The sequence below is a fragment of the Acinetobacter endophylla genome, from assembly GCF_053543775.1.
The window spans coordinates 14,698-38,865 of record NZ_JBLVOM010000247.1 but is presented as its reverse complement, the minus strand read 5'-3'; the positions used below and the strand labels follow the sequence as shown (position 1 = coordinate 38,865).

The window sequence follows — 24,168 nt, the reverse complement described above, 5'->3', positions numbered from 1 at the left end:
TTAGTCCTTCTTCAAGTGTTTTTCAAGAATCGCATAGCGTTCGTTTTCAATACGTTCAACTTCAGCAGCTGGAACATAGTAATCCACTTTCTTGGTGAAAGAAGACACAATGAAGCTAATGATAGAAGCAATGAACGTAACAACTACTAACCACCAGATGTGCCAGATTAAACCGAAGCCCATAACAGTGATGAACATCGCGATAACGAAACCGGCAGCACGGTTAGTTGGCATATGAACATCTTCGTACTTCGTTGGTTTTGCATACGCAACACCATTTTCTTTCTCGATCCAGAAAGTATCAATACCATTGATCTTTGGAAGATGAGCAAAGTTATAGAACGGAGCAGGAGAAGATGTCGCCCATTCAAGGGTACGACCATCCCATGGATCGCCAGTCAAATCCAGACGTTGGTCACGTTGTAAGAAACCAACCACGATTTGCAGAATGAAACATACGATACCAAGCGCAATCAGAACTGCACCGAACATCGCGATATTTACATACGGGTCCCATTCTGGGTTGTCAAATGTATTCAAACGACGTGTCATACCCATGAAACCAAGGATATAAAGTGGCATGAACGCAAAGTAGAAACCGAAGAACCAGAACCAGAACGCTGCTTTACCCCAAGTCTCATTCAGTCTCCAACCGAACATTTTCGGCCAGTAGAAGATGATACCTGCGAACATCGCAAATACTACACCACCAATAATTACGTTATGGAAGTGAGCAATCAGGAATAAAGAGTTATGTACCAGGAAGTCCGCTGGTGGAACCGCCATCAATACACCTGTTAAACCACCGATACCGAAAGTTACCAGGAAGCCTAGTGTCCATAGCATTGGAGTAGTGTAAACAATACGACCCTTGTACATGGTGAATAACCAAGAGAAGATTTTCACACCTGTAGGAATCGCAATAATCATGGTCATGATACCGAAGAACGCGTTAACGTTGGCACCTGCACCCATGGTAAAGAAGTGGTGAACCCATACAACGAATGACAATACTGTGATTGCTACTGTTGCATACACCATTGATTTGTAACCGAACAATGCTTTGCGCGAGAAAGTCGCAACAACTTCAGAGTAAATACCAAATGCTGGTAATACCAAGATATATACTTCCGGGTGACCCCAAGTCCAAATCAAGTTCACGTACAACATCGGGCTACCACCCAAGTCGTTAGTAAAGAAGTGGAAACCGAAGTAACGGTCAAGCGTTAACATTGCAATTGTTGCAGTCAACACTGGGAAAGCCGCAATAATCAATACTGCTGTACATAAAGATGTCCAGGTAAAGATTGGCATTTCCATAAGTTTCATGCCAGGCGCACGCATTTTGATGATGGTAACGAAGAAGTTAACACCCGTTAATAGCGTACCCAGACCTGAAATTTGCAGTGCCCAGATATAGTAGTCCATACCTACGCCTGGAGAGTATTCAATGCCAGACAGTGGAGGGTATGCCATCCAGCCTGTTGCAGCGAACTCACCTAACGCGAGTGACACCATCATTAGACCCGCAGCACCGGCGAATAACCAGAAGCTGAGTGAGTTTAATAATGGAAATGCAACGTCACGTGCACCGATTTGAAGCGGTACAGAGATGTTCATCAAACCAACAACAAGACCCATTGCCACGAAGAAGATCATGATCACGCCATGCGCGGTAAAGATCTGGTCGTAATGCTCAGGGTGTAAATAACCTTCGCCGCCACCTTTTGCAAGGAACTGCTGAAGACGCATCATGATCGCATCGGCGAAACCACGCACCAGCATGATGATCGATACGAACAGGTACATGATACCAATTTTTTTATGGTCTACAGATGTGAACCATTCGTTCCACAGGTAGCCCCATTTTTTGAAGTAGGTAATACCGGCAACAACTGCGATACCACCCAAGATCATCATTGCAACAGTTGCCAATACGATTGGATCGTAAGGAATTGCATCCGGACCTAACTTACCTAAGAAGCTCATGTCTTATTCTCCTTGAGAAGCAGTCGCATGTTCACCAGCTACATGAGCTTTAGAAGCAGACGCTTCATGAGCAACAGCATCAGTCGCTGCAGCTTCTACAGGAGCTGAATGGTCAGCACCGTGGTAGTTACTCATATACTTGTGAATCACAGATTCAAACAAACCTTGCTCTACAGAAGAGTAGTAAGTCACAGGATGTGGCTTAGTAGGGTAAGGCTTCATTGCTTCAGCAGCAGCCTTCTCTTCAGGAGTCTTAGCTCTTGCAATAATCGCTTCGATCTGGTGAACACCGCGGTTACCGTCACGTAAGCTTGCAAATTCAGCTTGGTCTAGAACAGTTTTTTGTACTGCATTAGGGTTAACTGAAGTACCGTTTCCTGCCTGAATAGCAGAAACCCATTCGGCAAACTGGGCATCAGTCACAGAATGTGCACGGAAGCGCATTTGTGAGAAGCCGTAACCTGAATAGTTTGAAGAGAAACCACGGTAGCCTTCAGCTGGGCTAGTTTCATCAGCTAATAGGTTGAGGTGAGTTTGCATACCTGCCATTGCATAAATCTGACCACTTAACGCCGGGATGAAGAACGAGTTCATCGTGAAGTTAGAGGTTAAACGAAGGCTTACCGGAGTTTTCTCTGGGAAACGCAATTCGTTAACAGTTGCAATGCCTTGCTCAGGATAGATGAAGATCCATTTAAATTGCTCAGCAATAACTTGAACAGTTAATGGCGCTTTATCTGCTTCAATTGGACGGTATGGGTCATACTTGTGGGAGCCCCACCAAGTTAACCAAGCTAAAATACCAATAATAATGACAGGGATACCCCATACTACAATTTCAATCGCAGTAGAGTGTGTCCATGTAGGTTTATAGTCTGCGTCTTTATTCGATGCACGATATTTCCAACCGAACCATAATGCCATGATGATTGATGGAATAACCACCAATAGCATTAAGTAAATCGCAGTCATCATCAGGTTACTTTGACCTGCTGCAACTGGACCTTTAGAGTTCAGAAGTACCATATCACCACCACACCCGGTCAAGAGTGCAGTCATCGCAGATAAAGACAATACAGCTAAAATCGTTTGTCTCATTTTACAACCTCGGTGAAGAGTCCCATTCCCTAATTTAATATGGGATAGCGATTAAAGTGCACATGACAAAAAAGGCTGAATTTTACAAAACATCCTATTAATCACAATACACCGCTACGTTGTAGGGCATTATGCCTGAGATTCACGAACTAAGCTATATCTAGGGCGCTTTAAATGCCTGTAATAAAAACCGATTTTGCTGGTCTGGATTGGGGGGGATTTATGGGAATTTTATTTCAATTTCAAAGTTCTGTAATCAAAATGGGATGATATTCATCCCATTTTGTGTATTCCTGCACTATTGTTTCACAACTTGCGTTTTTGCGAGTTTATCGTGCAAGGTTTGACGTTTTTTGCCCAACCCGAAGGCCCAGTCAATAATTAAACTCAGTGGCATAAATACAATATTTAAAAATATGAAAAATACGCTACGAATAGTGAAGGCGCGTAACAGGCTGGTCTTTTCACCTGATTCGGCATCTACAATTTTGATTTTTGTCAGCTTTTTACCAATACTTTGGCCTGATTTGGCAATCAGAAAGGCTTGAATGGCCAGCATGATAATCAAATAGACCGCTGTGGCAAGCCACGCCTGCTGAGAAAACATCTCAAACATTTGAGTCTGTAATTGTTGGGCCAGTGCAGGATCTGCATCGCTACTCAGCACGACATTCATGAACTCTTCATTCAGTTGTGCAAACCGCGTTTCCTGTTCAGGGGTAAAAAATGCAGTCAAAATGAAGGTTGCTGGTAACCACAGTAACACATCTACAATTTTGGCCAGGATACGGCTTGGAATACTGGCGAGTTCATTTTTTTGAGTCGCTGTTTGAGTATGAGGCTGTGAGTAGGCCGAAGTCGTTGGCTGGCTGTTCTGGAATATCGGTGTTTCAGGTGTGACTGCCGGAGCGACATAACCTTCAGGTTGATATACCGATTTTCCTTGGGTAAGTTCACCTAAGGCTTTCCATTCTGTCATGCCTTGATGCCATGCCAGGTCAGTCAGCATGACTTGTTGATTCGCCAGCATCTGATTCAATTGCTCGAGCGTATATGGACCAGCTTGTTGATTGTTTCGTGCCAAGTAAATCTGCATATAGACTGAATCTCAATATATAAATGTGAACTGATAATAGCTTTGATCAAGATTGTATTGAATTCTGTTTTGAAAACAAACATCCTCTTATCGTAAGATATAGATTAATTGAGGATTTTCAATCATATTTCTCATTAAAAATGCGCCCATACAAAATTGCAAGGATCACCACTCTTAAAAATATCTTCCCGAACATCCAATGGTTATTCATTATTATTGCCATTTTGATATGACTTTACTGTTGGTATTTGTTTGTCATTACAGTTTTCATGTGTTGATAAGCTTTGATTTAATTATATTTATAAATTCAATCGTTTATCTTGCGATTAGGCCTTTAGTTATTAATTTTCAAACAGTAAATCATAATATCTATCTCATAAAAAAGACCCTATAAAAGGGTCTTTTTTATTCACAATTGCTTATGCTTTTTGCACTTTTTCCTCAGCCAGGAAGAACCAGGTTTCAAGTACCGAGTCTGGGTTTAAAGACACAGAGTCGATACCTTGTTCCATTAACCATTGTGCAAGATCTGGGTGATCAGAAGGACCTTGACCACAAATGCCTACATATTTGCCAGCTTTACGGCATGCTTGAATTGCAAGAGAAAGCAACGCTTTAACCGCAGGGTCGCGCTCATCAAATAGGTGAGAGACAATACCAGAGTCACGGTCAAGACCAAGTGTTAATTGTGTCAAGTCGTTTGAACCAATAGAGAAACCATCGAAATGTTCAAGGAACTGATCTGCCAATAAAGCATTGGTTGGAAGTTCACACATCATGATCACTTTAAGGCCATTTTCACCGCGCTTAAGACCATTTAATGCAAGAAGTTCAATGACACGTTTCGCTTCAGCAACAGTACGAACAAATGGAATCATGATCTGGATATTGGTTAAACCCATTTCATCACGTGCCTTTTTCAATGCACGACATTCAAGTTCGAAACAATCACGGAAGTTATCAGAAACGTAGCGACTTGCACCACGGAAACCTAGCATCGGGTTTTCTTCTTCTGGCTCGTATAACTTACCACCGATCAAGTTTGCATATTCGTTAGACTTAAAGTCTGACATACGAACAATGACTGGCTTGTCTGCAAATGCAGCAGCAAGTGTCGAGATACCTTCGACCAGTTTCTCTACATAGAATTCGATTGGAGATGCATAACCTGCAGTACGCGCCATGACTGCTGCACGTGTTTCACGTGGAAGGCTGTCAATATTGATCAATGCTTTCGGGTGAACACCAATCATACGGTTAATAATGAATTCAAGACGCGCCAGACCAATACCTGCGTTTGGAATTTGAGCAAAGTCAAATGCACGGTCCGGGTTACCCACGTTCATCATGACTTTAAATGGAAGAGCAGGCATAGACTCAATTGAATTCTTTTGAATTTCAAAATCTAGTGCGCCTTCATAGATAAAGCCAGTATCACCTTCGGCACAAGACACAGTCACTTCCTGACCGTCTACAAGAACTTCAGTTGCATTACCACAACCAACGATTGCAGGAACACCAAGCTCACGTGCAATGATTGCAGCGTGACAAGTACGACCACCACGGTTTGTTACAATCGCAGCTGCACGTTTCATGACTGGTTCCCAATCCGGGTCAGTCATATCAGATACAAGAACATCACCATCTTGTACTTTGTCCATTTCTTTAATAGATGTTACGATGCGGACTTTACCAGAACCAATGCGTTGACCGATTGAACGACCTTCACAAATTACAGTGCCACGTTGTTTCAACAGGTAGCGTTCCATGGTGCCGACATTTTCACGGCTTTTTACAGTTTCAGGACGCGCCTGAACGATATAAATCTTGCCATCATCGCCATCTTTTGCCCACTCGATGTCCATTGGTGCACCGTAGTGGTTTTCAATGATCAGCGCTTGTTTAGCAAGTTCTTGTAATTCCTGGTCGTTTAAAGCGAACTGTTGGCGTTCAGCTTTTTCCACATCCACGACAACGACAGATTTACCTGCAGATGCTTCTTCACCATAAATCATTTTCTGGTGCTTAGAACCCAGGTTGCGACGAAGGATCGCGTGTCGGCCTGCATTTAAAAGCGGTTTAGAAATATAGAATTCGTCCGGGTTAACTGCACCTTGAACGACCATTTCACCCAAACCATAAGATGCAGTAATGAATACTGCATCACGGAAGCCTGATTCAGTATCTAGCGTAAACATCACACCTGCAGCGCCAGTTTCTGAACGAACCATGCGTTGTACACCAGCAGACAGTGCAACTACATCATGGGCAAAGTTTTGGTGTACACGGTAAGAGATGGCGCGGTCGTTGTACAAAGATGCAAATACTTCTTTGATTGCGATCAGAACGTTATCGATACCACGAATGTTCAGGAAAGTTTCTTGCTGGCCGGCAAAAGAAGCATCCGGCAAATCTTCTGCAGTTGCAGAAGAACGAACGGCAACCGCGATGTCAGGGTTGCCGTTAGAAAGTTCTGCAAATGCTGTACGAACTTCTTGTTCTAATGCAGGCGTAAGTGGAGTATCCACAATCCATTGACGAATTTTTGCGCCAGTTTCAGCAAGTGCATTTACATCATCAACATTGAGTGCAGCAAGCTCTGCATTGATTTTAGCGTTTAGGCCACTTTGCTCGAGAAATTCACGGTAGGCATCGGCAGTCGTTGCGAAACCACCTGGCACAGATACACCAGCATTTGATAAGTGGCTGATCATTTCGCCTAGTGATGAGTTTTTCCCACCGACCAGCTCAACGTCGTGCTTCCCTAATTTTTCCAGACCAATTACGCGCGCTTCCAAAGTTGTTACTCCACTTTTGCAGTATTAATCACTATCTCGGCATGAGAGTATAGCAAATCATCTAGGTTTTTGATTTTACTAAGCGACAGTCATGTAAGATCGGTTTACTATAAAGATTATATAGCACTAAGACAAATGTTGGAGGAGAATTTTAATGTCGGAAGGTAAACAAATTCAGCGTAGTGTTTTCTTTATTTCAGATGGTACCGCCATCACCGCTGAAACTCTTGGACACTCGCTGTTAGCGCAGTTTCCACATGTGAAATTTGACATTCATATTATCCCTTACATTAGCTCCGAAGAAGCGGCCACAAATGTGGTGGCAGAGATCAATGCAAGAGCTCAAGTCGACGGTGAAAAACCGCTGGTATTTGACACCCTGGTTGATCCCTATGTGCGCGACATTATTAATACTGCAAATGCAGTAAATCTCGATGTATTTGAAGGGCTTATTAGTAAGTTGGCTGATGAATTAGGCACGATTCCTACAACTTTAGTCGGGCAGACCCACGCGGTGACCGACTCTGAGTCTTATAAGGCCCGTATTGATGCTGTTCATTTTGCTTTAGATAACGACGACGGCGCACGTACCCGTCATTATGATAAAGCTGACCTGATCCTGATTGGTGTATCGCGTTCAGGTAAAACCCCGACCTCTATTTATCTGTCTTTGCAGTTCGGTATTCGCGTGGCGAACTATCCACTGACTGAAGAAGATTTGGATGATAACCGACTGCCAGCCGTGCTGCGACCGCATAAAAACAAGCTGTTTGGCCTGATGATTGATGCGGAACGCCTTGTGGCCATTCGTTCTGAGCGTAAGGCCAATAGCCGTTATGCCAGCTTTAGTCAGTGTCAGATGGAGTTGCGTGCGATTGAAGGAATTTATATTTCGGAAGGCATCAAGTACCTGAATGTGTCTGAAATGTCGATTGAAGAAATCTCAACACGTGTGTTGCAAATGACCGGTTTAAAACGTCGAATCGGTTAAGAAACCAGCCAGAGCCAAACTGCGGTTTGGCTTTGATTTATAGCTAAAAATTACAAGTAAGCATTGATTAATCGAAATAATGTATGAATTTTATAATTCTAAGAAAATACCAACTATCATATTCTGAAATATAAAAGAGTCTTCTTTGCTCATTTTGTTGAATAAATCATCATGTCGGTTCTTGATACGTAAATAAAAATCTCATTATCAGCTTACCAATTTTTCATTTTTACTCGCCAGCGTGAGTTATTTTTCTGCTAAATAAGTATGAATAATGATATCGACCGGATGCTGTTCACCATTAATACAATGAATTGTATTTTCCGAAATTTTCAGAATCGGCCAGGTAATCAGGCGGCAATTTTCACGTTGTAGGGCAGCATAATAATGATCTGATTTCAGATAAATTTTACGGGAAGATGCAAGATTTGGCATTAACTGGCGTCTTAGCCACAAATTCTGCACCTGATTTTCTAAAAACCGCAGAGAAAGCAAGCTTTTAATGCGGTTGTTAAATAAGCGGCGATTTTTACCAATCAATGGGTGATTAATAATTCGTTGCAGAATTCGGTCGGAACCGGGCAGTACAAAAGCAGGATTAATCTGGAAAACTTTTACCGAACGGGCATGTTGACTGATTTTATCCAGCTGGCTCACGGTAAACTGATCTGTGCCAATAATAGCAATATCTTTATCTGCATAATCCAATTCTAGCAGTTCGGAAGAGGGTGCTTTAATTCCAGTAAACTGCTGAAAATGTTCGGGGCGATTTTCAAAAATACCAGCGTGTGGATCCTGCTTGGTAGACATTAGAATTCCTTGAATTTATTTAATAATTAATTTTCTTTGTATGAGATATAAACAAAAACTCAAGCCAGGGTAAAGTGAAAAATTTAACTTAGACAGTCATCTATTTGACCAAAATATAAAATCTGACTTTATTGAAGACTGAATGGATTTATATGCAATCCAAAAGGAATGACTTTTAACTTGACGAGATCGACGAAGGAAATAAAGTTGAGTTATTTGTCAAAGAAGAAGCAGTTTAATGGTGTAGTCGATAGAAATGATTTTACTGGGATGTTTCTTTTAGTCATTTATCTTTAAAGATGAAAAACATCTACCCATTGCTGAGAATAGGTAGATGCAACTCTCATTCATTTACTGACCGTTTTTTATTTGCATCAATAGCTCAAAGTTGTGCAGACGTTTGTCAGTGTCATAGATGTCACAAGTAAAGATAAACTCATCCACATCATATTTGGCTAAAAGCGATTCTAGCCCAGCTTTAACGGTTTCTTTGGAACCGACCTGAGCCATGGCAAAAAAATTATCGACTGACATTTTTTCCGGCGGCGACCACAGACCTTCCATCGAATCAATTGGTGCTTTAAGTTTCAGGCTTTGCCCACGAATCAGTGATAAAACCCGCTGATAGGCACTAGTCGCTAGATATTGTGCTTCTTCATCGGTATCTGCGACACAGATCGGTACGCCCATGGAAACATAGGGACGATCGAGATATTCAGACGGTTCGAAATTGTCACGATACAGCTGAATGGCCTGACCCAGCATACGCGGGGCAAAATGCGAAGCGAAGGAATAAGGTAGGCCGAGTTTTGCTGCCAATTGCGCACTAAACAGACTGGATCCTAATAACCATACAGGTACATGCGTGCTTTGACCCGGCGTTGCCACAATACGCTGTCCTGGAATTGGATCTTTAAAATATTGCAGAATTTCCAGAACATCCTGCGGAAATTGATCTTCGGTTTCCTGACGGCCACGACGCAGGGCACGCATGGTCATTTGATCTGTACCGGGTGCGCGGCCCAGACCCAGTTCAATCCGGTCCGGATAGAGCGTCGCCAATGTGCCGAACTGTTCAGCCACGACCAGCGGTGCATGGTTGGGCAACATAATTCCGCCAGAGCCTAAAGTTAAGGTTTTGGTATTCGCCAGTAAATAGCCTAAGAGAACTGCAGTTGCTGAACTGGCAATACCATCCATATTATGATGTTCTGCCAGCCACATCCGGCGATAACCCAATTTTTCTGCTGTTTGGGCAAGTTCCAGCGCATGGTTCAGCGCGAATTGAATGCTCTTGTCGTCACGAACAGGAACCAGTTCGAGTATAGAGAACTGGGTATCGTTAAGCGTACGCATAGTATTACTCTTAAATAAACATCTCTAAAAGCATACGACTTTAGAATGTATTTGTATATCGAAAAAAATCGATATAAGTGTAAACCAAAAGATAAAGATAAAAAATAAAGGCAAAAAAATAAGCATCCGAAGATGCTTATAAAGGAGGAAAGAATAAGGGGAGAGAATCTTAACGACGACGGTTGTTATAGCGATAATCGTTATAACGGTAGTTACGAGAAGAGTTATAGCGACGTTCGCTGCGGTCATCATAACGACGGTCTTCGCTGACTTTCTTACCTAAAGCTGAACCACCTGCTGAACCCAGTGCCGCACCGATATAACCACCGTTGGTGCCTGCCATGTTTCGGCCAACTGCATAACCTGCACCGCCACCTAGGGCACCACCGATAATCGCACCATTACGGTCACGTTTATTTGCTGCTACTGCGGCACCCGCACCACCACCAATCGCTGAACCGATTGTTGCACCAGTAGTACCGCCCATTTTATTGCCTACTGCGGCACCAACGACACCACCCAAAGCAGAAGCTAAAGCTGTATTGGTTGTATTGCCTGCATTGGCAGCTGTCATACCCATGGCTGAGGTTGCTACGACAGCGATCATTAGAGATTTATAGTTCATGAGGACACCTTTTATATATCTAGCTATATTTTGTTGATGAGATAAATTTAATCTAGCAAGCGCAAAACAGCATGAAGGCAGTGTTGGCGAATTGTGATTTTTATCTCCTTAATTTATTCATGATGTGGACAGGATAATTCCATGTATTAATTGAAAATTCACGTATTAAAGCCACAATAAAAAAAGCACCAAAAGGTGCTTTTCATGTTAAATGTAGCGTCTGGTCTAAACTGCCTGAGCGCAAATTAACGGTAACGTTTTTTCCAGTGTTTAGAGCGTTTTTCAGCTGCTTTATCTTTTGCAATCTTGTTACCTAGTGCAGCACCACCGGCAGCACCCAAAGCTGAACCGATATAACCGCCGTTAGTACCGCCCATATTTTTACCTACTGTATATCCTGCACCGCCACCTAGAGCGCCACCAATTGCAGATTCAGTCCGGTTTTTCTTGCTGCTTGCAACCGCTGCACCGCCAGCACCACCTAAAGCAGCACCAATGGTTGCGCCGGTATTACCGCCCATGTTTTTACCTAATGCTGTACCTGCAACACTACCTAAAGCACTTGCTGCTGCAACACGCGCTGTACTGTCGGCATGTGCGTTTACGGTCATCATTGAACCAGCAGCTAAAACTGTACTCATTAAAAGTGCGTTGAGTTTCATGTCATCACTCCGTGTCCATCTACAGGACTGTAGTTATTTCGATGCGGAAAATGTAACAAATCATGCCCAAAACAATATGAAGATGTTTCTTCATAATTCCCTGCTTTATTTGGCGAATTGTAAAATCGGCAAGAAATAAGAATAAGATCGACTATAAAAAAAGCAATTCCACTGTTTTTAATCATATTTGTTAACAAATGCTGTAGAGCATGAATGATAGCAACGCGGACTTACTCAATAATGATGTTCATTAGAAGCCAGAGTCGTTAAACTAGGCGCAATTTTTTGATTTCGCTGTGCTAAATCGGTTTTTAGTCACAGCCTATGTTTGAGATTTTTTAGAAAATGAAAGAATCGTTACGTTTACGATTAGACCAACTCTCTGACCGCCATGAAGAATTGACCGCATTACTGGCTGATGTAGAAGTCATTTCTGATAATAAGCGCTTCCGTCAATTGTCACGTGAGCATAATGACTTAACAGAAATTACCAATGTCTGGACCAAGTATAGACAGGCTGAAGAAGACATCGAAACGGCTCAGGCCATGCTGTCAGATCCGGACTTTAAGGAAATGGCACAGGAAGAAATTAAAGAGAATAAAGCTTTAATTGAATCGCTTGAAGCAGACTTGAACATCTTGATGATTCCGAAAGATCCGAATGATGCCAACTCGGCTTATCTGGAGATTCGTGCGGGAACCGGTGGCGATGAAGCAGCGATTTTCTCTGGCGATTTATTCCGTATGTATAGTAAATATGCGGAAAACCAAGGCTGGCGTATTGAAATCCTTTCTGAAAATGAAGGCGAACATGGCGGCTATAAAGAAGTCATCTGCCTGATTAATGGTGACGGTGTTTACGGTCGTCTAAAATTTGAAAGTGGTGCGCATCGTGTACAGCGTGTACCGGCGACCGAATCACAAGGCCGAGTGCATACTTCTGCTTGTACCGTTGCGATTCTTCCTGAAATTGATGTTGATACCTCGGTCGAAATCAATTCATCCGATTTGCGGATTGATACGTATCGTGCTTCAGGTGCAGGCGGTCAGCACGTTAACAAAACCGATTCTGCAGTACGTATTACCCACATTCCAACCGGCACCGTAGTGGAATGTCAGGAAGAGCGTTCACAGCATAAGAACAAGGCCAAAGCGATGGCACTGCTGGTATCACGTTTGGAAAATGCCAAACGTGCAGCAGCAGATGCAGCAACCTCGGAAATGCGTCGTGACCTGGTGGGATCGGGTGATCGTTCGGAACGTATCCGTACTTATAACTATCCGCAAGGTCGTATGACCGATCACCGCATTAACCTGACTTTATACAAGCTGGATGCCGTGATGGAAGGTGATTTGACCGAATTGCTGGATAGTCTGCACCGCGAATATCAGGCGGATCAGTTGGCCATGCTTGCACAGCAGAATGGTGGATAATGAATATTTTACAAGCCTTGGCTTTACGCGGCGAAGCTGAAAGTTACGAACGTCAGGAAAATGCCTGGTTATTGGAACACATCACCAAGATTGATTCATTTGATCTGCTGATGAAAAAGGATCAGGAGTTAACGCCGGAACAGGAACAGGCGTATAAAGACGGGTTGGCGCGTATTGCTGCCGGTGAGCCTTTGGCTTATGTCACTGGTTCACAGCCATTCTGGACTTTGGACCTCAAAGTGACTAAAGATACCTTGGTGCCACGTCCGGATACTGAAGTACTGGTTGAGACGGTATTGAAGTTAGACCTGCCTGAAGATGCCCGTGTAGTAGATTTGGGTACAGGTACTGGCGCAATTGCCTTATCACTGGCATCTGAACGTTCTAACTGGACAGTAACGGCTTCCGATATCTACGAGCCTACGCTTGAGGTGGCGAAATATAATGCGGAACAACATGATATTGAGAATGTAGAATTCGTTCTAGGTTCATGGTTGAAACCATTTGGCCGTCAATTCTTTGATGCCATTGTATCGAATCCACCCTATATCGACCCTGATGATGTGCATATGCAGAATCTGGCGACTGAACCGGAACGTGCGCTGGTGGCAGATAAAAAGGGGCTGGCCGATATTGAAATGATTATTCTGCAAGCCAAGAAGCATTTGACCGTGAATGGTTGGGTGGTGCTTGAGCATGGTTATAATCAGGCAGACGCCGTACAACATCTATTCAAACAGGCGGGTTATAAGCAAGTCCGCACGGTTAAAGATTATGGCGGGAATGATCGCGTAACTTTGGGTCAATGGCCACATTAATCTGTCATCTATCTTTATAAAAAAGCGACCGATGTGGTCGCTTTTTTATTGGATTTTTTCTTTATAAATTCCTGACTGCATCTGAAACCTTAAGTATTTTGAATGACATGACGCCAACGCAGTATAACTAAAAACAAAAAAGCGATGCCAGAGCACCGCTTTCGAGGAATTTTTAAAAATAATTACATTGGATAGTCTTGTAGACAGTTATAGACTTCTACCTGATCCAAACTGCCAGTTTCCATTGCCAGACAAAGCGCTACAACTTTCAAAGTGTCTGCCAGAGATTTTTCATCTTTCAAGGCAATACCTTGTTGTAATTCATTGATACGTTCTGCCGGAATTTCAAGGGCCTGAGCCGCTTCCACAGCATCTACCTGATTAAAGAAGTGCAGAATTGCATCTTTCAGTTCTGCATCCGATGCATTTAAAATCCCTTGATTCAACTGTTCTGTGATCAGATCAGTCGAAGAAAATAAAGCTTTAGAGAAGTTTTGGACAAGATTTTGCCCAAGCACATCAGTCATCTTTAACATGGAGATACCTTCAACACGAAAGGAAAATGGAGAATACAGCCAATAGCAAAGTGCTATAAATTGAGTGAAAAATAATCTATTCTCGGGTAAATTGCAAAGCTTTCCGGGTGACTGTGTAGTCCTGCTAATATATGTTTTGGGGCTTGAAATATATAATCATAATAAAAATATATGCTTATAATCCAAGTATTTTTCGGTAATATTTTTGAAGTCTAAGTTTATATAAATTATCTAATATTATTTTGTCGATAAGTCCCTGGACTGACGCCAGTCCACTTTTTGAATGCACGATGAAATGCACTGGATTCCTGGAAGTTAAGCTGATCACTAATCTCTTGTAAACTTTGTTCAGTACGGGTCAGTAATTCAATGGCGGTATCCCGGCGTATCTCATTTTTTAATTGCTGATAGCTGACACCTTCGCTTTTTAAACGCCGTTGCATGGTGGCTTCAGACATATTCATTTTTAAGGCCAATTCATTCAGTTCCAGCCATTCTGCTGGTGAAACCTGTAGCAATTGTCGGCGAATTTGGGTGCTCAAGGCATAGGGGTTTTTAAAACGTACTAATAAATTTTGTGGGGTTTGCTGAATAAACTGATACCAAGACTGAGCATCCTGTTTAATCGGTAGTTGCAGATAGCTTGCATCAAATTGCACATAGTTTTCGCTGGCCTGATATTCAATCTGTTCACAGAACCGAACTTTGTAATCAAAATCATCTAGGGGTGCTGCGCATTTGAGTTGAATCTGATTGAGTAAAATTCGTTGTCCACTTAACCAGCAGATCAGGGTATGAATCAGCATCAGATACGTCGCATAACTAAACATGCGTTTGGTTGCTTTTAAATCATAAATCACGATATAGGCATAGTGTTCCTCAACCATGAGCGTGCTTTGCAGGTCGTCCAAAACCAAGTTGAGAAATTGCAGAATGTTTTGCAGCGCTTTTTCCAGTGTATCTGCCTGCATAACCATTTTCGAAAGCAATTTAAAACTGCCACGACGCATGGCATGGCTGTCCATGCCAAAAAATTCGTCATTCATGCTGTCTGCAAGCACAGTCCATAATTGGGCAAATTGGCTGACCGACACGCGTGCCTTGGGAGCATTTAATACTTCTGCTGGGATATTGGCTTTTTTCAAAATGGCAGGGATATCAAATTGCAGCCGTTTGGCATCCAGCAATGCTTCGTTCACCAGGTCAATCGAGATGGTGCCTTTGCTATATTCCAGTGCAGGCTTATGCATATTCAGTCTGACATCCTTGTTTTCATTGTCCAAATACATCATGCAAGATGCAATATTTGGAAATTGTACAGAATAAAAACTCTGTTTACTCTGCATATTAAGTCGTATCTGAAATAGAAAAATCGCTAGGAAATAAACATGAACATTCAGGGAAAAGTTATTGTGATCACCGGTGGTGCCTCAGGTTTGGGTGCAGCCACAGCGACTCATCTGGTTGAACACGGTGCCAAAGTGATTCTGGTCGATATGAATCAGGAGCAGGGTGAAGTACTACAGCAGCAACTGGGTGCACAGTCTGAGTTTGTACAGCTCGATGTTACCGATGAACAAGCCATTGAAAGTTTCTTCGCTCATGTTGAAAGCACGTATGGTCAACTGAATGGCTTGATCAACTGTGCCGGGATTGCACCGTCTGCCAAAGTATTGGGTCGTAACGGCATCCATGAATTAGCCATGTTTCAAAAAGTGCTCAATATTAATGTAAATGGTACTTTTAATATGTTGCGTCATGCGGCGGCTTTAATTGCAAAATATGAGTTGCAATCGGGTGAAGAAGAACGTGGCGTGATTGTGAATACTGCTTCAGTTGCCGCTTATGACGGTCAAATTGGTCAAACTGCCTATGCGGCTTCTAAAGGTGCAGTAGTCGCAATGACTTTACCTCTGGCACGTGAACTGGCCCGTGAAGCGATCCGTGTCATGACCATCGCGCCGGGCATTATGGAAACTCCGATGCTAAAAGGCATGCCACAAAATGTCCAGGATGCTTTAGGACAAATGGTGCCGTTTCCACCACGTCTGGCAAAACCACAGGAATTTGCCCATCTGGTGGGACATATTTTTGAAAATAGTTATTTGAATGGTGAGGTCATTCGTTTGGATGGCGCAATCCGTATGCAGCCTAAATAAGTTTTCGATTTATATAGGACATGATGATTTGCACAGCTACCAATTTCTCATTGAATTTAAATGAATTTGCTTAAGCATGCATTTTCTTTTGAAGGATCAAAAGAAACAAAAATCCTTTGCGAAACTGAAGATACATCCCTGTATCTCAGTTTCGCAGGCGACATCCATGCCGCCTTATCCGACGTGCCAACGATCTCAATAGTAAAAAGCTTGAAGTAAATAAATAGATATAGAAAGGGAAGTTCAATGATTTTAAATGATGAACAAAAAATGATTCAGGACATGATGCGAAATTATTCGCAGCAGAAACTGAAACCGACAGCGGCCTTACGCGACAAAACTGCACAATTCCCTGCACAAGAACTTAAAGAACTCGGTGAGCTTGGCGCATTGGGTATGACAGTGGCTGAAGAATGGGGCGGCGCAGGTCTGGATTATGTGTCACTGGTCTTGGCACTAGAGGAGATCGCCGCAGGTGATGGTGCAATATCGACGATTGTCAGTGTGCAGAATTCTTTACCTTGTGGCATTACCCAGCGTTATGGCACAGAGGAACAAAAACAACAGTATTTAACCAAGCTGGCAACAGGTGAATGGCTCGGCTGTTTCTGCTTGACAGAACCTCAGGCCGGTTCGGATGCCAGTTCGCTGGAGTGTAAAGCCGAACGTGATGGTGATGAATGGGTGTTAAATGGCACCAAGCAGTTTATCACGACAGGTAAACACGCACAGATTGCACTAGTCTTTGCTGTGACTGATAAATCGGCAGGGAAAAAAGGTATTTCATGCTTTCTGGTGCCGACCGATGCACCGGGTTATATCGTGTCCAGTCTGGAAGAGAAAATGGGTCAGCATTGTTCCGATACCGCGACCATCGTTCTGGATAACTGCCGGATTCCTGCTGCCAACTTGTTGGGGCAGGAAGGAGAAGGCTATAAGATTGCCTTGTCGAACCTTGAATCGGGGCGGATCGGCATTGCAGCACAATCTGTCGGTATGGCCCGGGCTGCGCTAGATGCTGCAGTGGAATATGCCAATGATCGCAAAGCCTTTGGCGTAGAAATTGTGCAGCATCAGGCTGTGGCATTCAGGCTTGCAGATATGGCGACACAAATTGAAGCCGCACGTCAGCTCGTCTTGCATGCTGCAACCTTAAAAGATGCTGGCCAGCCATGCTTAAAAGAAGCTTCTATGGCCAAATTGTTTGCTTCAACTATCGCAGAGCGAGTCTGTTCAGATGCGATTCAGATTCATGGTGGCTATGGCTATGTGTCGGATTTTCCGGTTGAACGTATCTATCGTGATGTACGAGTGAGCCAGATTTATGAAGGTGCATCGGATATTCAACGTCTGGTGATTGCACGTGAAGTATGTCAGCGCTGATTTTTAATTTAAAAAACAGACTTTGATTGATGTTCAAATCTGGCACTTACGTTGATGGATATGGAAATTGCAGGATTCAACTGAACATGATGATCTAAAGACATACAGTACGAATAATCGAAAAATAAGCCTTATTCATGTTCTAGCCCTAGGGCATGAATGCAGATTTGAGAAAGTATGCTGAGGGAATCAGCAGGAACAACAAATACAAATGGATAAACTCAGGCAAGGTCGCCTGAAAACTACAATAGGAAAGAGGTTGTCGTCATGAAGGCACTAGAGCAGGCATATACTGATTTTAATTTTGAAAATATGGTTCAGGAACATCTGGTTGGAAACGCAGAGAACATCAATGCGTATACCGAATGCTGTGGTCGCTACTTGGGTCAAAACCGAACTGCACTGATCTGGGAAGGCAAAAACGGAGACGCAGAGCAGTGGACCTTTGAACAGCTGGCTATGGCTTCAGGACAGCTGGCCAATTATATGCATTCTCTGGGTTTAAAGGCCGGTGATTGTATTGCAGGCTTACTGCCAAGAACGCCAGCACTCTTAATTACCATATTGGCCACCTGGCGTATCGGTGCCATTTACCAACCTTTATTTACCGCTTTTGAAAGTAAAGCCATTGAACATCGCATCAGTACCGCTGGCACCCAGTTGATCGTTACTGATGAAGAACAACGACTGAAACTCCATGATTTCAATATTCCTAATATTCTGACTGTGCATCAAACAGCGACAAATAATTATCAAGATGCGGATTTCTGGACAGCCTTACAGCAACAACCGGAAGAGTTTGAACCGGTAAATTGCCAGTTTAATGATGTCTTCCTGATGATGTTTACTTCAGGCACCACAGGCTTGGCGAAATCGGTTCCTGTGCCTTTAAAAGCCTTGTTGGCCTTTAAGGGTTATATGCTGCACGCTGTAGATCTGCGAGATGAAGATTCCTTCTGGAATCTGGCAGATCCGGGCTGGGCGTATGGACTGTATTATGGCATTGCAGGGCCGCTCAGTTTAGGGCACAGCATCATCATGGATGAACGTGGCTTTAGTGTCGATAATGCCGTACAAATCATTCAAAAATATCAGGTCAGTAACTTGACCGGTTCGCCAACCGCATTTCGCATGTTCTTTGGCTTTAAAGAAAAATTTGATGCAGGCATCAGTTCGCATTTACGCGTGGTAAGCAGTGCGGGTGAGCCGCTCACGCCTGAAGTAATTCAGTGGTTCAATCATGATTTAAATGTGAATGTTTACGATCAATATGGACAGACTGAACTGGGTATGGTGATCGCCAATCATCATGGCCTGGAGCATTATAAAAAAGTCGGTTCAGCTGGTTTTGCCATTCCTGGGCATCGTTTTGCTGTATTGAACAAAGAACATCAGGAAGTAGAAAAAGGCGGTATTGGAACACTTGCTATCGACTGTTCAGCTTCACCTTTGATGTGGTTTGAAGGCTATGCAGGGCATAACCGCAAGTCATTTGTCGGGCAGTATTATCTCACTGGTGATACCGTGAAGCTGAATGAATATGGCGGTATTGATTTTATTGGGCGTGCAGACGATGTCATTACAACCTCGGGCTATCGGGTTGGGCCTTTTGATGTAGAAAGTACCTTGCTTGAATGTGAGGAAGTGCTTGAATCCGCAGTCGTTGGAAAGCCAGATCCAGAACGAACAGAAATTGTGAAAGCCTTTGTAGTGCTTAAATCGGCTTATCCTGCTACTGAAGATTTAATGTTGAAACTGCAAAGTTATGTACGTTCACGCTTATCCAAACATGCCTATCCGAAAGAGATTGAGTTTGTAGAAGCTTTGCCTAAAACATCGAGCGGCAAAATTCAGCGCAATTTACTCAAACAGCAGGAAATAGCCAAAGTCCAAGAGATGAAGCGAGTCAGTTAATTTAGTTAGTTAGTTTCTCAAATTAGTTTTTTGATTGAATGCTAAAAGGTTGCCATGGCAGCCTTTTGGTTTTTTAGGAAATAAATCTTCTACTTAAATTTTAGTCAGATATTGAGCTGATTTTCCCAAGCTTATATTTTTAAGAGAGCAGATTAAGGCAAGCAAAAATTATAATTTTTTATGTCATTACAGTGGAATTACATTGATATTTAAAATTAAATATATCAAAAAATTAGCCTCTTAATTTCAAGAGGCTAAATCTCATTCATTACCAGATATTACCTTGTAGATTCACTTTTTGATGTTCTGCATGCGGTTCGCCCGCTTCACCAGTTACGCCGCCTTTTAAGGCTTTAAAAAGCTGGGTGACTTTGTTGTCTGTCACATTCCAATATTCTGCGCTGATTGCTTCAGCAATCAATACCCGTACGGTAGGATCATCTTTGCCTTCAAACCAGTTTTCAGCCCACGGATTCCACAACTGTTCAATCAGAATGCGGTCAGTACTGATCTGGGCATGTGCACTAATCGACACGTAAATACCATCTGATGGTTTTGCAAAAGACAGACCAATCTGACCACGGCCTGTTTCTGCTGCTTTGACCAGATCATTGGTATTACGCAGGATGAAATATAAGTTTTGGCGTTCATTCATCTGCTCGGAGTTCAGCATGGTCATCGGCTGGGAGTGTATTTCATGTGTGTCAGTTAAATGGCTGATCATGGTGTAACGAACATCCTTGATCAATTCCCATAATTTTTCACGATTATCATGTTGAGTATTGTTATGCTCGGTCATGTATGTTCTCCATACGATTTTATGAAAGCTGAAAAGATTGCTTGGTATTTTCAGATTAATCATATTTAGAGACAGATGCCTTAGGTCTCACTGAACTCATACATTTTCATACTCAAATACAGGCAGAGACTACAGAATTGCTAAACAAGGCAGTTCTATTTACAGGGTAATTCAATAGCAAAGATTTTAAAAACTTCAGGTTTGACACCTTGTATAAATGAGAAAGAGCTGTTTGCCGGAACCGTTTAATTGAGGTGATTCAAAAAATCTTGCCAAGCCATAGCGGCTGCATCTTGATACCGAACGTTTAGCTGATATGCTATTTGCCTCAACGATTGCCGAACCATTTATTGATGTGCTGTGAATTGAATGTGAGATTGATATTCCAGAGATTTATCAGCCTTTAGAAACTTCAGTAAAGCTAATTTTACGATCATTGTTAAAAATTTTCGAAACAAGGAAAGACGTTGTCTACATTTAACATGGATACCATATCCCCAGAATTCGAACTCACCGATGCTGAACTGCATCTGTATAGCCGTCAGATTCTTCTGGATGGCTGGGATATTGACGCTCAAGAACGGTTAAAATTTTCTAATGTCTGCATTATTGGTTGTGGCGGGATAGGCTGTGCACTGGCAGAACTTCTGGCACGCGCAGGCGTGGGGAAAATTACCCTGATCGATCCGGATACCATCGAGATGAGTAATTTGCAGCGACAACTGGCATTTATGCCGCAGGATATTGGATTTTATAAGGCAGAAACTCTCGCCAAAAGGCTGGGCCAGATTAACCCGAACGTACAGGTTGAATATGTGAATCAGGCCTTAACGGCTGAGAATGCAGCGCACCTGATCGAACATCAGGATCTGGTATTGGATGGCTGCGACCAGTTTGCCACACGTTATCTGGTCAACCAGATTTGCATTGAACAGAATGTGCCCTTGTTGAGTGCCTCGGCAATTGGCTTGCAAGGCCAGTTGTTTATGGTCGAAGGGGATTCCGCCTGTTATGCCTGTCTGTTTCCACCCGAAAACCAGGCTGATGAAAGTCTACGCTGTGCAAACTCCGGTGTACTGGCCACCACACCGAATGTGATGGCCAGCTTGCAGGCACATCATGCCTTGTTATATCTGGGATTGGGCCAGACGCCACTTCGACAAAAGCTGTTGTTATGGGATGGGCTGAGCTTTAAACAGCGGATTCTCGCTTTCGAAAAAGATACAGATTGCCCAATCTGTCAGGCAAGATAAGCCTGCAAAGTGAATTTTTTTTGCTACACTGCATTTAATTAATTTTTCCTAAGACATTATGAAAAACAATATCTGGTTAGATGGAATACGTTCAGTTGCCCGTATGGGAGAAACAGCAGTCGTTGCGGCAAAGGCGGGCTTTAAATATGCCACTGAAAAGCCGAGCAATGCCAAACTGATGCGTGAAACTTTTGAATCCTTAGGTTCAACTTATATCAAGCTGGGTCAGTTTATTGCCAGCACACCGTCGCTGTTTCCACGTGAATACGTTGAAGAATTTCAGGGCTGTCTGGATCAGACACCACGCTTACCGTTTAGCTATATCCAGCAAGTGTTGGCTTCTGAATTTGCAGGACGCAATCTGGATGAAATCTTTGCATCGATTGATGAAACGCCGTTAGCTTCTGCATCTATTGCACAGGTGCATGCAGCCAAACTGGTGTCTGGCGAAGATGTCGTGATTAAAGTACAAAAACCGGGCGTAGAGACCATTTTGTACACTGACTTGAACGTCCTACATTGGGCAACCAAGTTACTGGAAAAAGCAGTACCGAAAGTTAAGTTTGCTTCACTGGCTGACATTGTCGAAGAAATCAAAACCCGTATGGTGCGTGAAGTCGATTTTATCGAAGAAGCACAGAATCTGGATGATTTCGTCAATTACCTGAATATCACCAACAATCAGGCAGCGACTGCACCTAAGGTTTATCATCAATATTCGACCCGTCGTGTGCTCACCATGCAGCGTTTATACGGTGTGCCTTTGACAGATTTTGAAGTGGTTAAAAAGGTATCCAAAGATCCATCTCAAGTACTTATCACTGCGATGAATACCTGGTTTGGCAGCTTGATGATGTGTAACAGCTTCCATGCCGATCTGCATGCCGGTAACCTGATGCTACTCGAAGATGGCCGTGTCGGTTTTATTGATTTCGGTATTGTTGGTCAGCTCAAGCCTGAAGTATGGACGGCATGTATGGCATTCATGGATTCATTGCAACATACCAATTATGAGCTAATGGCGCAAAACATGCTGAAAATGGGCATGACCGCTGTGCAGATTGATACCAAAGTCTTGGCTGCTGATCTGGAACGTTTATTCAGTGGCGTGTTGATGGCAGATCCGCAGGAATTGTTAACATCAAATCCTGCTGACTTGAACGATATCATGATGGATATGGTGGCTGTGGGTGAACGTCACGGGATCCGCTTCCCGCGCGACTTTGCCTTGCTATTCAAGCAAATGTTGTATTTCGACCGTTTCATGCGAATTCTTGCACCGTATACCGATATCTATGCCGATCAGCGTTTGCAAATGGTGCAAAGCATAGATCCGAATCTGCTGTTAAAGCATTAATCTTAAACCCTATCTAGACTTGGAAAAATCCCCCTAAATCCCCCTTTTAAAAGGGGGACTTTAAAAGCTCCTCCCTTTGTAAAGGAGCTTGAGAGGGATTTGGTTAGTACTAAATTCTCGAGCAATCCAATGGACGCCATTATTATTGAAGGTTTAAAGGTTGAGACAGTCGTGGGCTGCTTTAACTGGGAGCGTCAAATTATTCAGCCTTTAATGCTGGATTTGACCATTCAAACCGATTTAGAACAGGCATCAAACTCAGATGCACTTGCAGATACGCTGAATTATGCAGAAATTTGTGAGATTTCCAGCAAAGTCATTCAAGAGGCCAAGCCTGAATTGATTGAACATGCAGCAAAGTTAGTGCTGAATGCACTTTTTACTACCTTTACAGCAATTGAATCGATTAATATTACGATCCGTAAGCCTGCCATTATCGCGCAAGCCAATTCTGTAGGGATACGTCTTGAACGCCACCGAAACGATTTTCGCCCTAGCATTAGCGAGTAATTGTCATCCTCAGCAACACTTTCAAGCTGCACAGCAACGTATTTCTGAATGGGGAGAAGTTCAGTTTTCTCCCATTTATATGATTCCTTGCCGTGATGGCATCGGCGCAGATTACTGGAATGCAGCGTGTTTATTGCGAAGTTCGGTGTCTAGTGAAGACCTGATTGAGCTGCTCAAACAGCTGGAACAGGCATCAGGGCGAGTACGTCCATCACATCAGATTACTTTGGATGTTGATTTGATTGCCTGGGGATCCGATCTTCAACATATGCAGTTTAATGAAAAAAAATTGCCTTTGGCTTTGGATGTGAAAGTGCCCATGTTTGATATCTGGCATGATGCCATGTTCGAACATGGATCACATAGCTTCCCAACAGTTGAACAGCTGATTTAAATCAAATCACCTAATTTTTTGCTCATAAATTTTATCCAGTAAGAATGATTAACCAACCTGATCAAACAAGATCAGGCTTTTTTATGATTCAATTTTTTGTTTTAGATGAAAAGAAAAATTCAGATAAGATGAGGTGCTTAAGTATAGAGCTCATTTAAAAATGAAAATATTAGAAATCTTGGTTTC

Annotated in this window: 21 protein-coding genes; 10 read left to right on the top strand and 11 right to left on the bottom strand. The window is 42.8% G+C overall.

Translation table 11 applies throughout. From position 1 onward, the window contains the following. From cyoB to ppsA, 4 genes are all read right to left on the bottom strand, one after another. The gene (gene cyoB / locus ACNPNW_RS12720; RefSeq protein ID WP_219309179.1) at nucleotides 1-1,989 is read right to left on the bottom strand and encodes a cytochrome o ubiquinol oxidase subunit I; all 1,989 of its coding nucleotides are present in this window, start codon (nucleotides 1,987-1,989) and stop codon (nucleotides 1-3) included. A gap of 3 nt (nucleotides 1,990-1,992) precedes the next feature. After that, nucleotides 1,993-3,087, bottom strand: coding sequence for a ubiquinol oxidase subunit II (cyoA, locus tag ACNPNW_RS12715; RefSeq protein WP_448767015.1), 1,095 nt, complete (start codon nucleotides 3,085-3,087; stop codon nucleotides 1,993-1,995). A gap of 298 nt (nucleotides 3,088-3,385) precedes the next feature. Then, a complete protein-coding gene (locus ACNPNW_RS12710) occupies nucleotides 3,386-4,183 on the bottom strand; it encodes an RDD family protein (protein WP_085064867.1) in 798 nt (265 codons plus the stop codon). Nucleotides 4,184-4,602: 419 nt separating this feature from the next. After that, nucleotides 4,603-6,981, bottom strand: a complete 2,379-nt coding sequence (gene ppsA, locus ACNPNW_RS12705) for a phosphoenolpyruvate synthase (RefSeq protein ID WP_004278782.1) — start codon at nucleotides 6,979-6,981, stop codon at nucleotides 4,603-4,605. 154 nt (nucleotides 6,982-7,135) lie between these two features. Here ppsA and ppsR point away from each other — a divergent pair, with 154 nt between their 5' ends. After that, a complete protein-coding gene (ppsR, locus tag ACNPNW_RS12700) occupies nucleotides 7,136-7,972 on the top strand; it encodes a phosphoenolpyruvate synthetase regulatory kinase/phosphorylase PpsR (protein WP_005106620.1) in 837 nt (278 codons plus the stop codon). Between the two features lie 246 nt (nucleotides 7,973-8,218). Here ppsR and ACNPNW_RS12695 read toward each other — a convergent pair whose 3' ends face one another. The 4 genes from ACNPNW_RS12695 to ACNPNW_RS12680 all read right to left on the bottom strand — a co-directional run bounded on the left by ACNPNW_RS12695 (nucleotide 8,219) and on the right by ACNPNW_RS12680 (nucleotide 11,425). Next, nucleotides 8,219-8,782, bottom strand: coding sequence for an NAD(P)/FAD-dependent oxidoreductase (locus ACNPNW_RS12695; protein WP_044108869.1), 564 nt, complete (start codon nucleotides 8,780-8,782; stop codon nucleotides 8,219-8,221). Between the two features lie 351 nt (nucleotides 8,783-9,133). Beyond that, a complete protein-coding gene (locus tag ACNPNW_RS12690; RefSeq protein WP_448767014.1) occupies nucleotides 9,134-10,138 on the bottom strand; it encodes an LLM class flavin-dependent oxidoreductase in 1,005 nt (334 codons plus the stop codon). A 169-nt stretch (nucleotides 10,139-10,307) separates the two neighbouring features. Further along, complete coding sequence (locus ACNPNW_RS12685) at nucleotides 10,308-10,763, bottom strand: hypothetical protein (RefSeq protein WP_004278778.1); 456 nt, start codon at nucleotides 10,761-10,763, stop codon at nucleotides 10,308-10,310. A 245-nt stretch (nucleotides 10,764-11,008) separates the two neighbouring features. Continuing rightward, nucleotides 11,009-11,425: a glycine zipper domain-containing protein gene (locus tag ACNPNW_RS12680; protein WP_004645401.1), complete on the bottom strand. Its 417-nt coding sequence runs from the start codon at nucleotides 11,423-11,425 to the stop codon at nucleotides 11,009-11,011. 345 nt (nucleotides 11,426-11,770) lie between these two features. Between ACNPNW_RS12680 and prfA the strand changes: the two genes are divergently transcribed. Further along, entirely contained in the window at nucleotides 11,771-12,859 is a 1,089-nt protein-coding gene (prfA, locus tag ACNPNW_RS12675) for a peptide chain release factor 1 (protein WP_004645400.1), read from the top strand. After that, the gene (gene prmC, locus ACNPNW_RS12670; protein ID WP_222112205.1) at nucleotides 12,859-13,677 is read left to right on the top strand and encodes a peptide chain release factor N(5)-glutamine methyltransferase; all 819 of its coding nucleotides are present in this window, start codon (nucleotides 12,859-12,861) and stop codon (nucleotides 13,675-13,677) included. The genes prfA and prmC overlap by 1 nt, the downstream gene beginning before the upstream one ends. 182 nt (nucleotides 13,678-13,859) lie before the next feature. On the opposite strand, the gene ACNPNW_RS12665 is transcribed toward prmC, so the two are convergent. Together ACNPNW_RS12665 and ACNPNW_RS12660 are read right to left on the bottom strand one after the other, a co-directional pair. Next, nucleotides 13,860-14,213 carry a hypothetical protein gene (locus ACNPNW_RS12665; RefSeq protein WP_085064870.1) on the bottom strand — a complete coding sequence of 118 codons (354 nt, stop codon included), beginning with the start codon at nucleotides 14,211-14,213 and terminating at the stop codon, nucleotides 13,860-13,862. 227 nt (nucleotides 14,214-14,440) lie between these two features. After that, complete coding sequence (locus tag ACNPNW_RS12660) at nucleotides 14,441-15,463, bottom strand: AraC family transcriptional regulator (RefSeq protein WP_448767013.1); 1,023 nt, start codon at nucleotides 15,461-15,463, stop codon at nucleotides 14,441-14,443. 138 nt (nucleotides 15,464-15,601) lie between these two features. Here ACNPNW_RS12660 and ACNPNW_RS12655 point away from each other — a divergent pair, with 138 nt between their 5' ends. The 3 genes from ACNPNW_RS12655 (at nucleotide 15,602) to ACNPNW_RS12645 (ending at nucleotide 19,669) form a co-directional block, all read left to right on the top strand. Continuing rightward, nucleotides 15,602-16,372: a 3-hydroxyacyl-CoA dehydrogenase gene (locus ACNPNW_RS12655; protein ID WP_312327785.1), complete on the top strand. Its 771-nt coding sequence runs from the start codon at nucleotides 15,602-15,604 to the stop codon at nucleotides 16,370-16,372. Nucleotides 16,373-16,618: 246 nt separating this feature from the next. After that, a complete protein-coding gene (locus tag ACNPNW_RS12650) occupies nucleotides 16,619-17,755 on the top strand; it encodes an acyl-CoA dehydrogenase family protein (protein WP_216986124.1) in 1,137 nt (378 codons plus the stop codon). Between the two features lie 267 nt (nucleotides 17,756-18,022). Then, a complete protein-coding gene (locus tag ACNPNW_RS12645) occupies nucleotides 18,023-19,669 on the top strand; it encodes an AMP-binding protein (RefSeq protein WP_448767012.1) in 1,647 nt (548 codons plus the stop codon). A gap of 268 nt (nucleotides 19,670-19,937) precedes the next feature. Here the strand turns inward: ACNPNW_RS12645 and ACNPNW_RS12640 are convergent, their stop codons facing one another. Next, a complete protein-coding gene (locus ACNPNW_RS12640; RefSeq protein ID WP_222112203.1) occupies nucleotides 19,938-20,468 on the bottom strand; it encodes a pyridoxamine 5'-phosphate oxidase family protein in 531 nt (176 codons plus the stop codon). 482 nt (nucleotides 20,469-20,950) lie between these two features. On the opposite strand from ACNPNW_RS12640, the gene ACNPNW_RS12635 reads away from it, so the two are divergent. The 4 genes from ACNPNW_RS12635 to ACNPNW_RS12620 all read left to right on the top strand — a co-directional run bounded on the left by ACNPNW_RS12635 (nucleotide 20,951) and on the right by ACNPNW_RS12620 (nucleotide 23,982). Next, complete coding sequence (locus ACNPNW_RS12635) at nucleotides 20,951-21,721, top strand: HesA/MoeB/ThiF family protein (RefSeq protein ID WP_222112424.1); 771 nt, start codon at nucleotides 20,951-20,953, stop codon at nucleotides 21,719-21,721. Between the two features lie 58 nt (nucleotides 21,722-21,779). Beyond that, complete coding sequence (locus ACNPNW_RS12630; protein ID WP_222112202.1) at nucleotides 21,780-23,078, top strand: ABC1 kinase family protein; 1,299 nt, start codon at nucleotides 21,780-21,782, stop codon at nucleotides 23,076-23,078. 129 nt (nucleotides 23,079-23,207) lie between these two features. After that, nucleotides 23,208-23,588, top strand: a complete 381-nt coding sequence (gene folB / locus ACNPNW_RS12625; RefSeq protein ID WP_034439422.1) for a dihydroneopterin aldolase — start codon at nucleotides 23,208-23,210, stop codon at nucleotides 23,586-23,588. Then, nucleotides 23,545-23,982 (top strand): 2-amino-4-hydroxy-6-hydroxymethyldihydropteridine diphosphokinase, encoded by a 438-nt coding sequence (locus tag ACNPNW_RS12620; RefSeq protein ID WP_222112201.1) that lies wholly within the window; start codon nucleotides 23,545-23,547, stop codon nucleotides 23,980-23,982. Before folB ends, ACNPNW_RS12620 begins: the two co-directional genes overlap by 44 nt. Nucleotides 23,983-24,168: the final 186 nt, after the last annotated feature.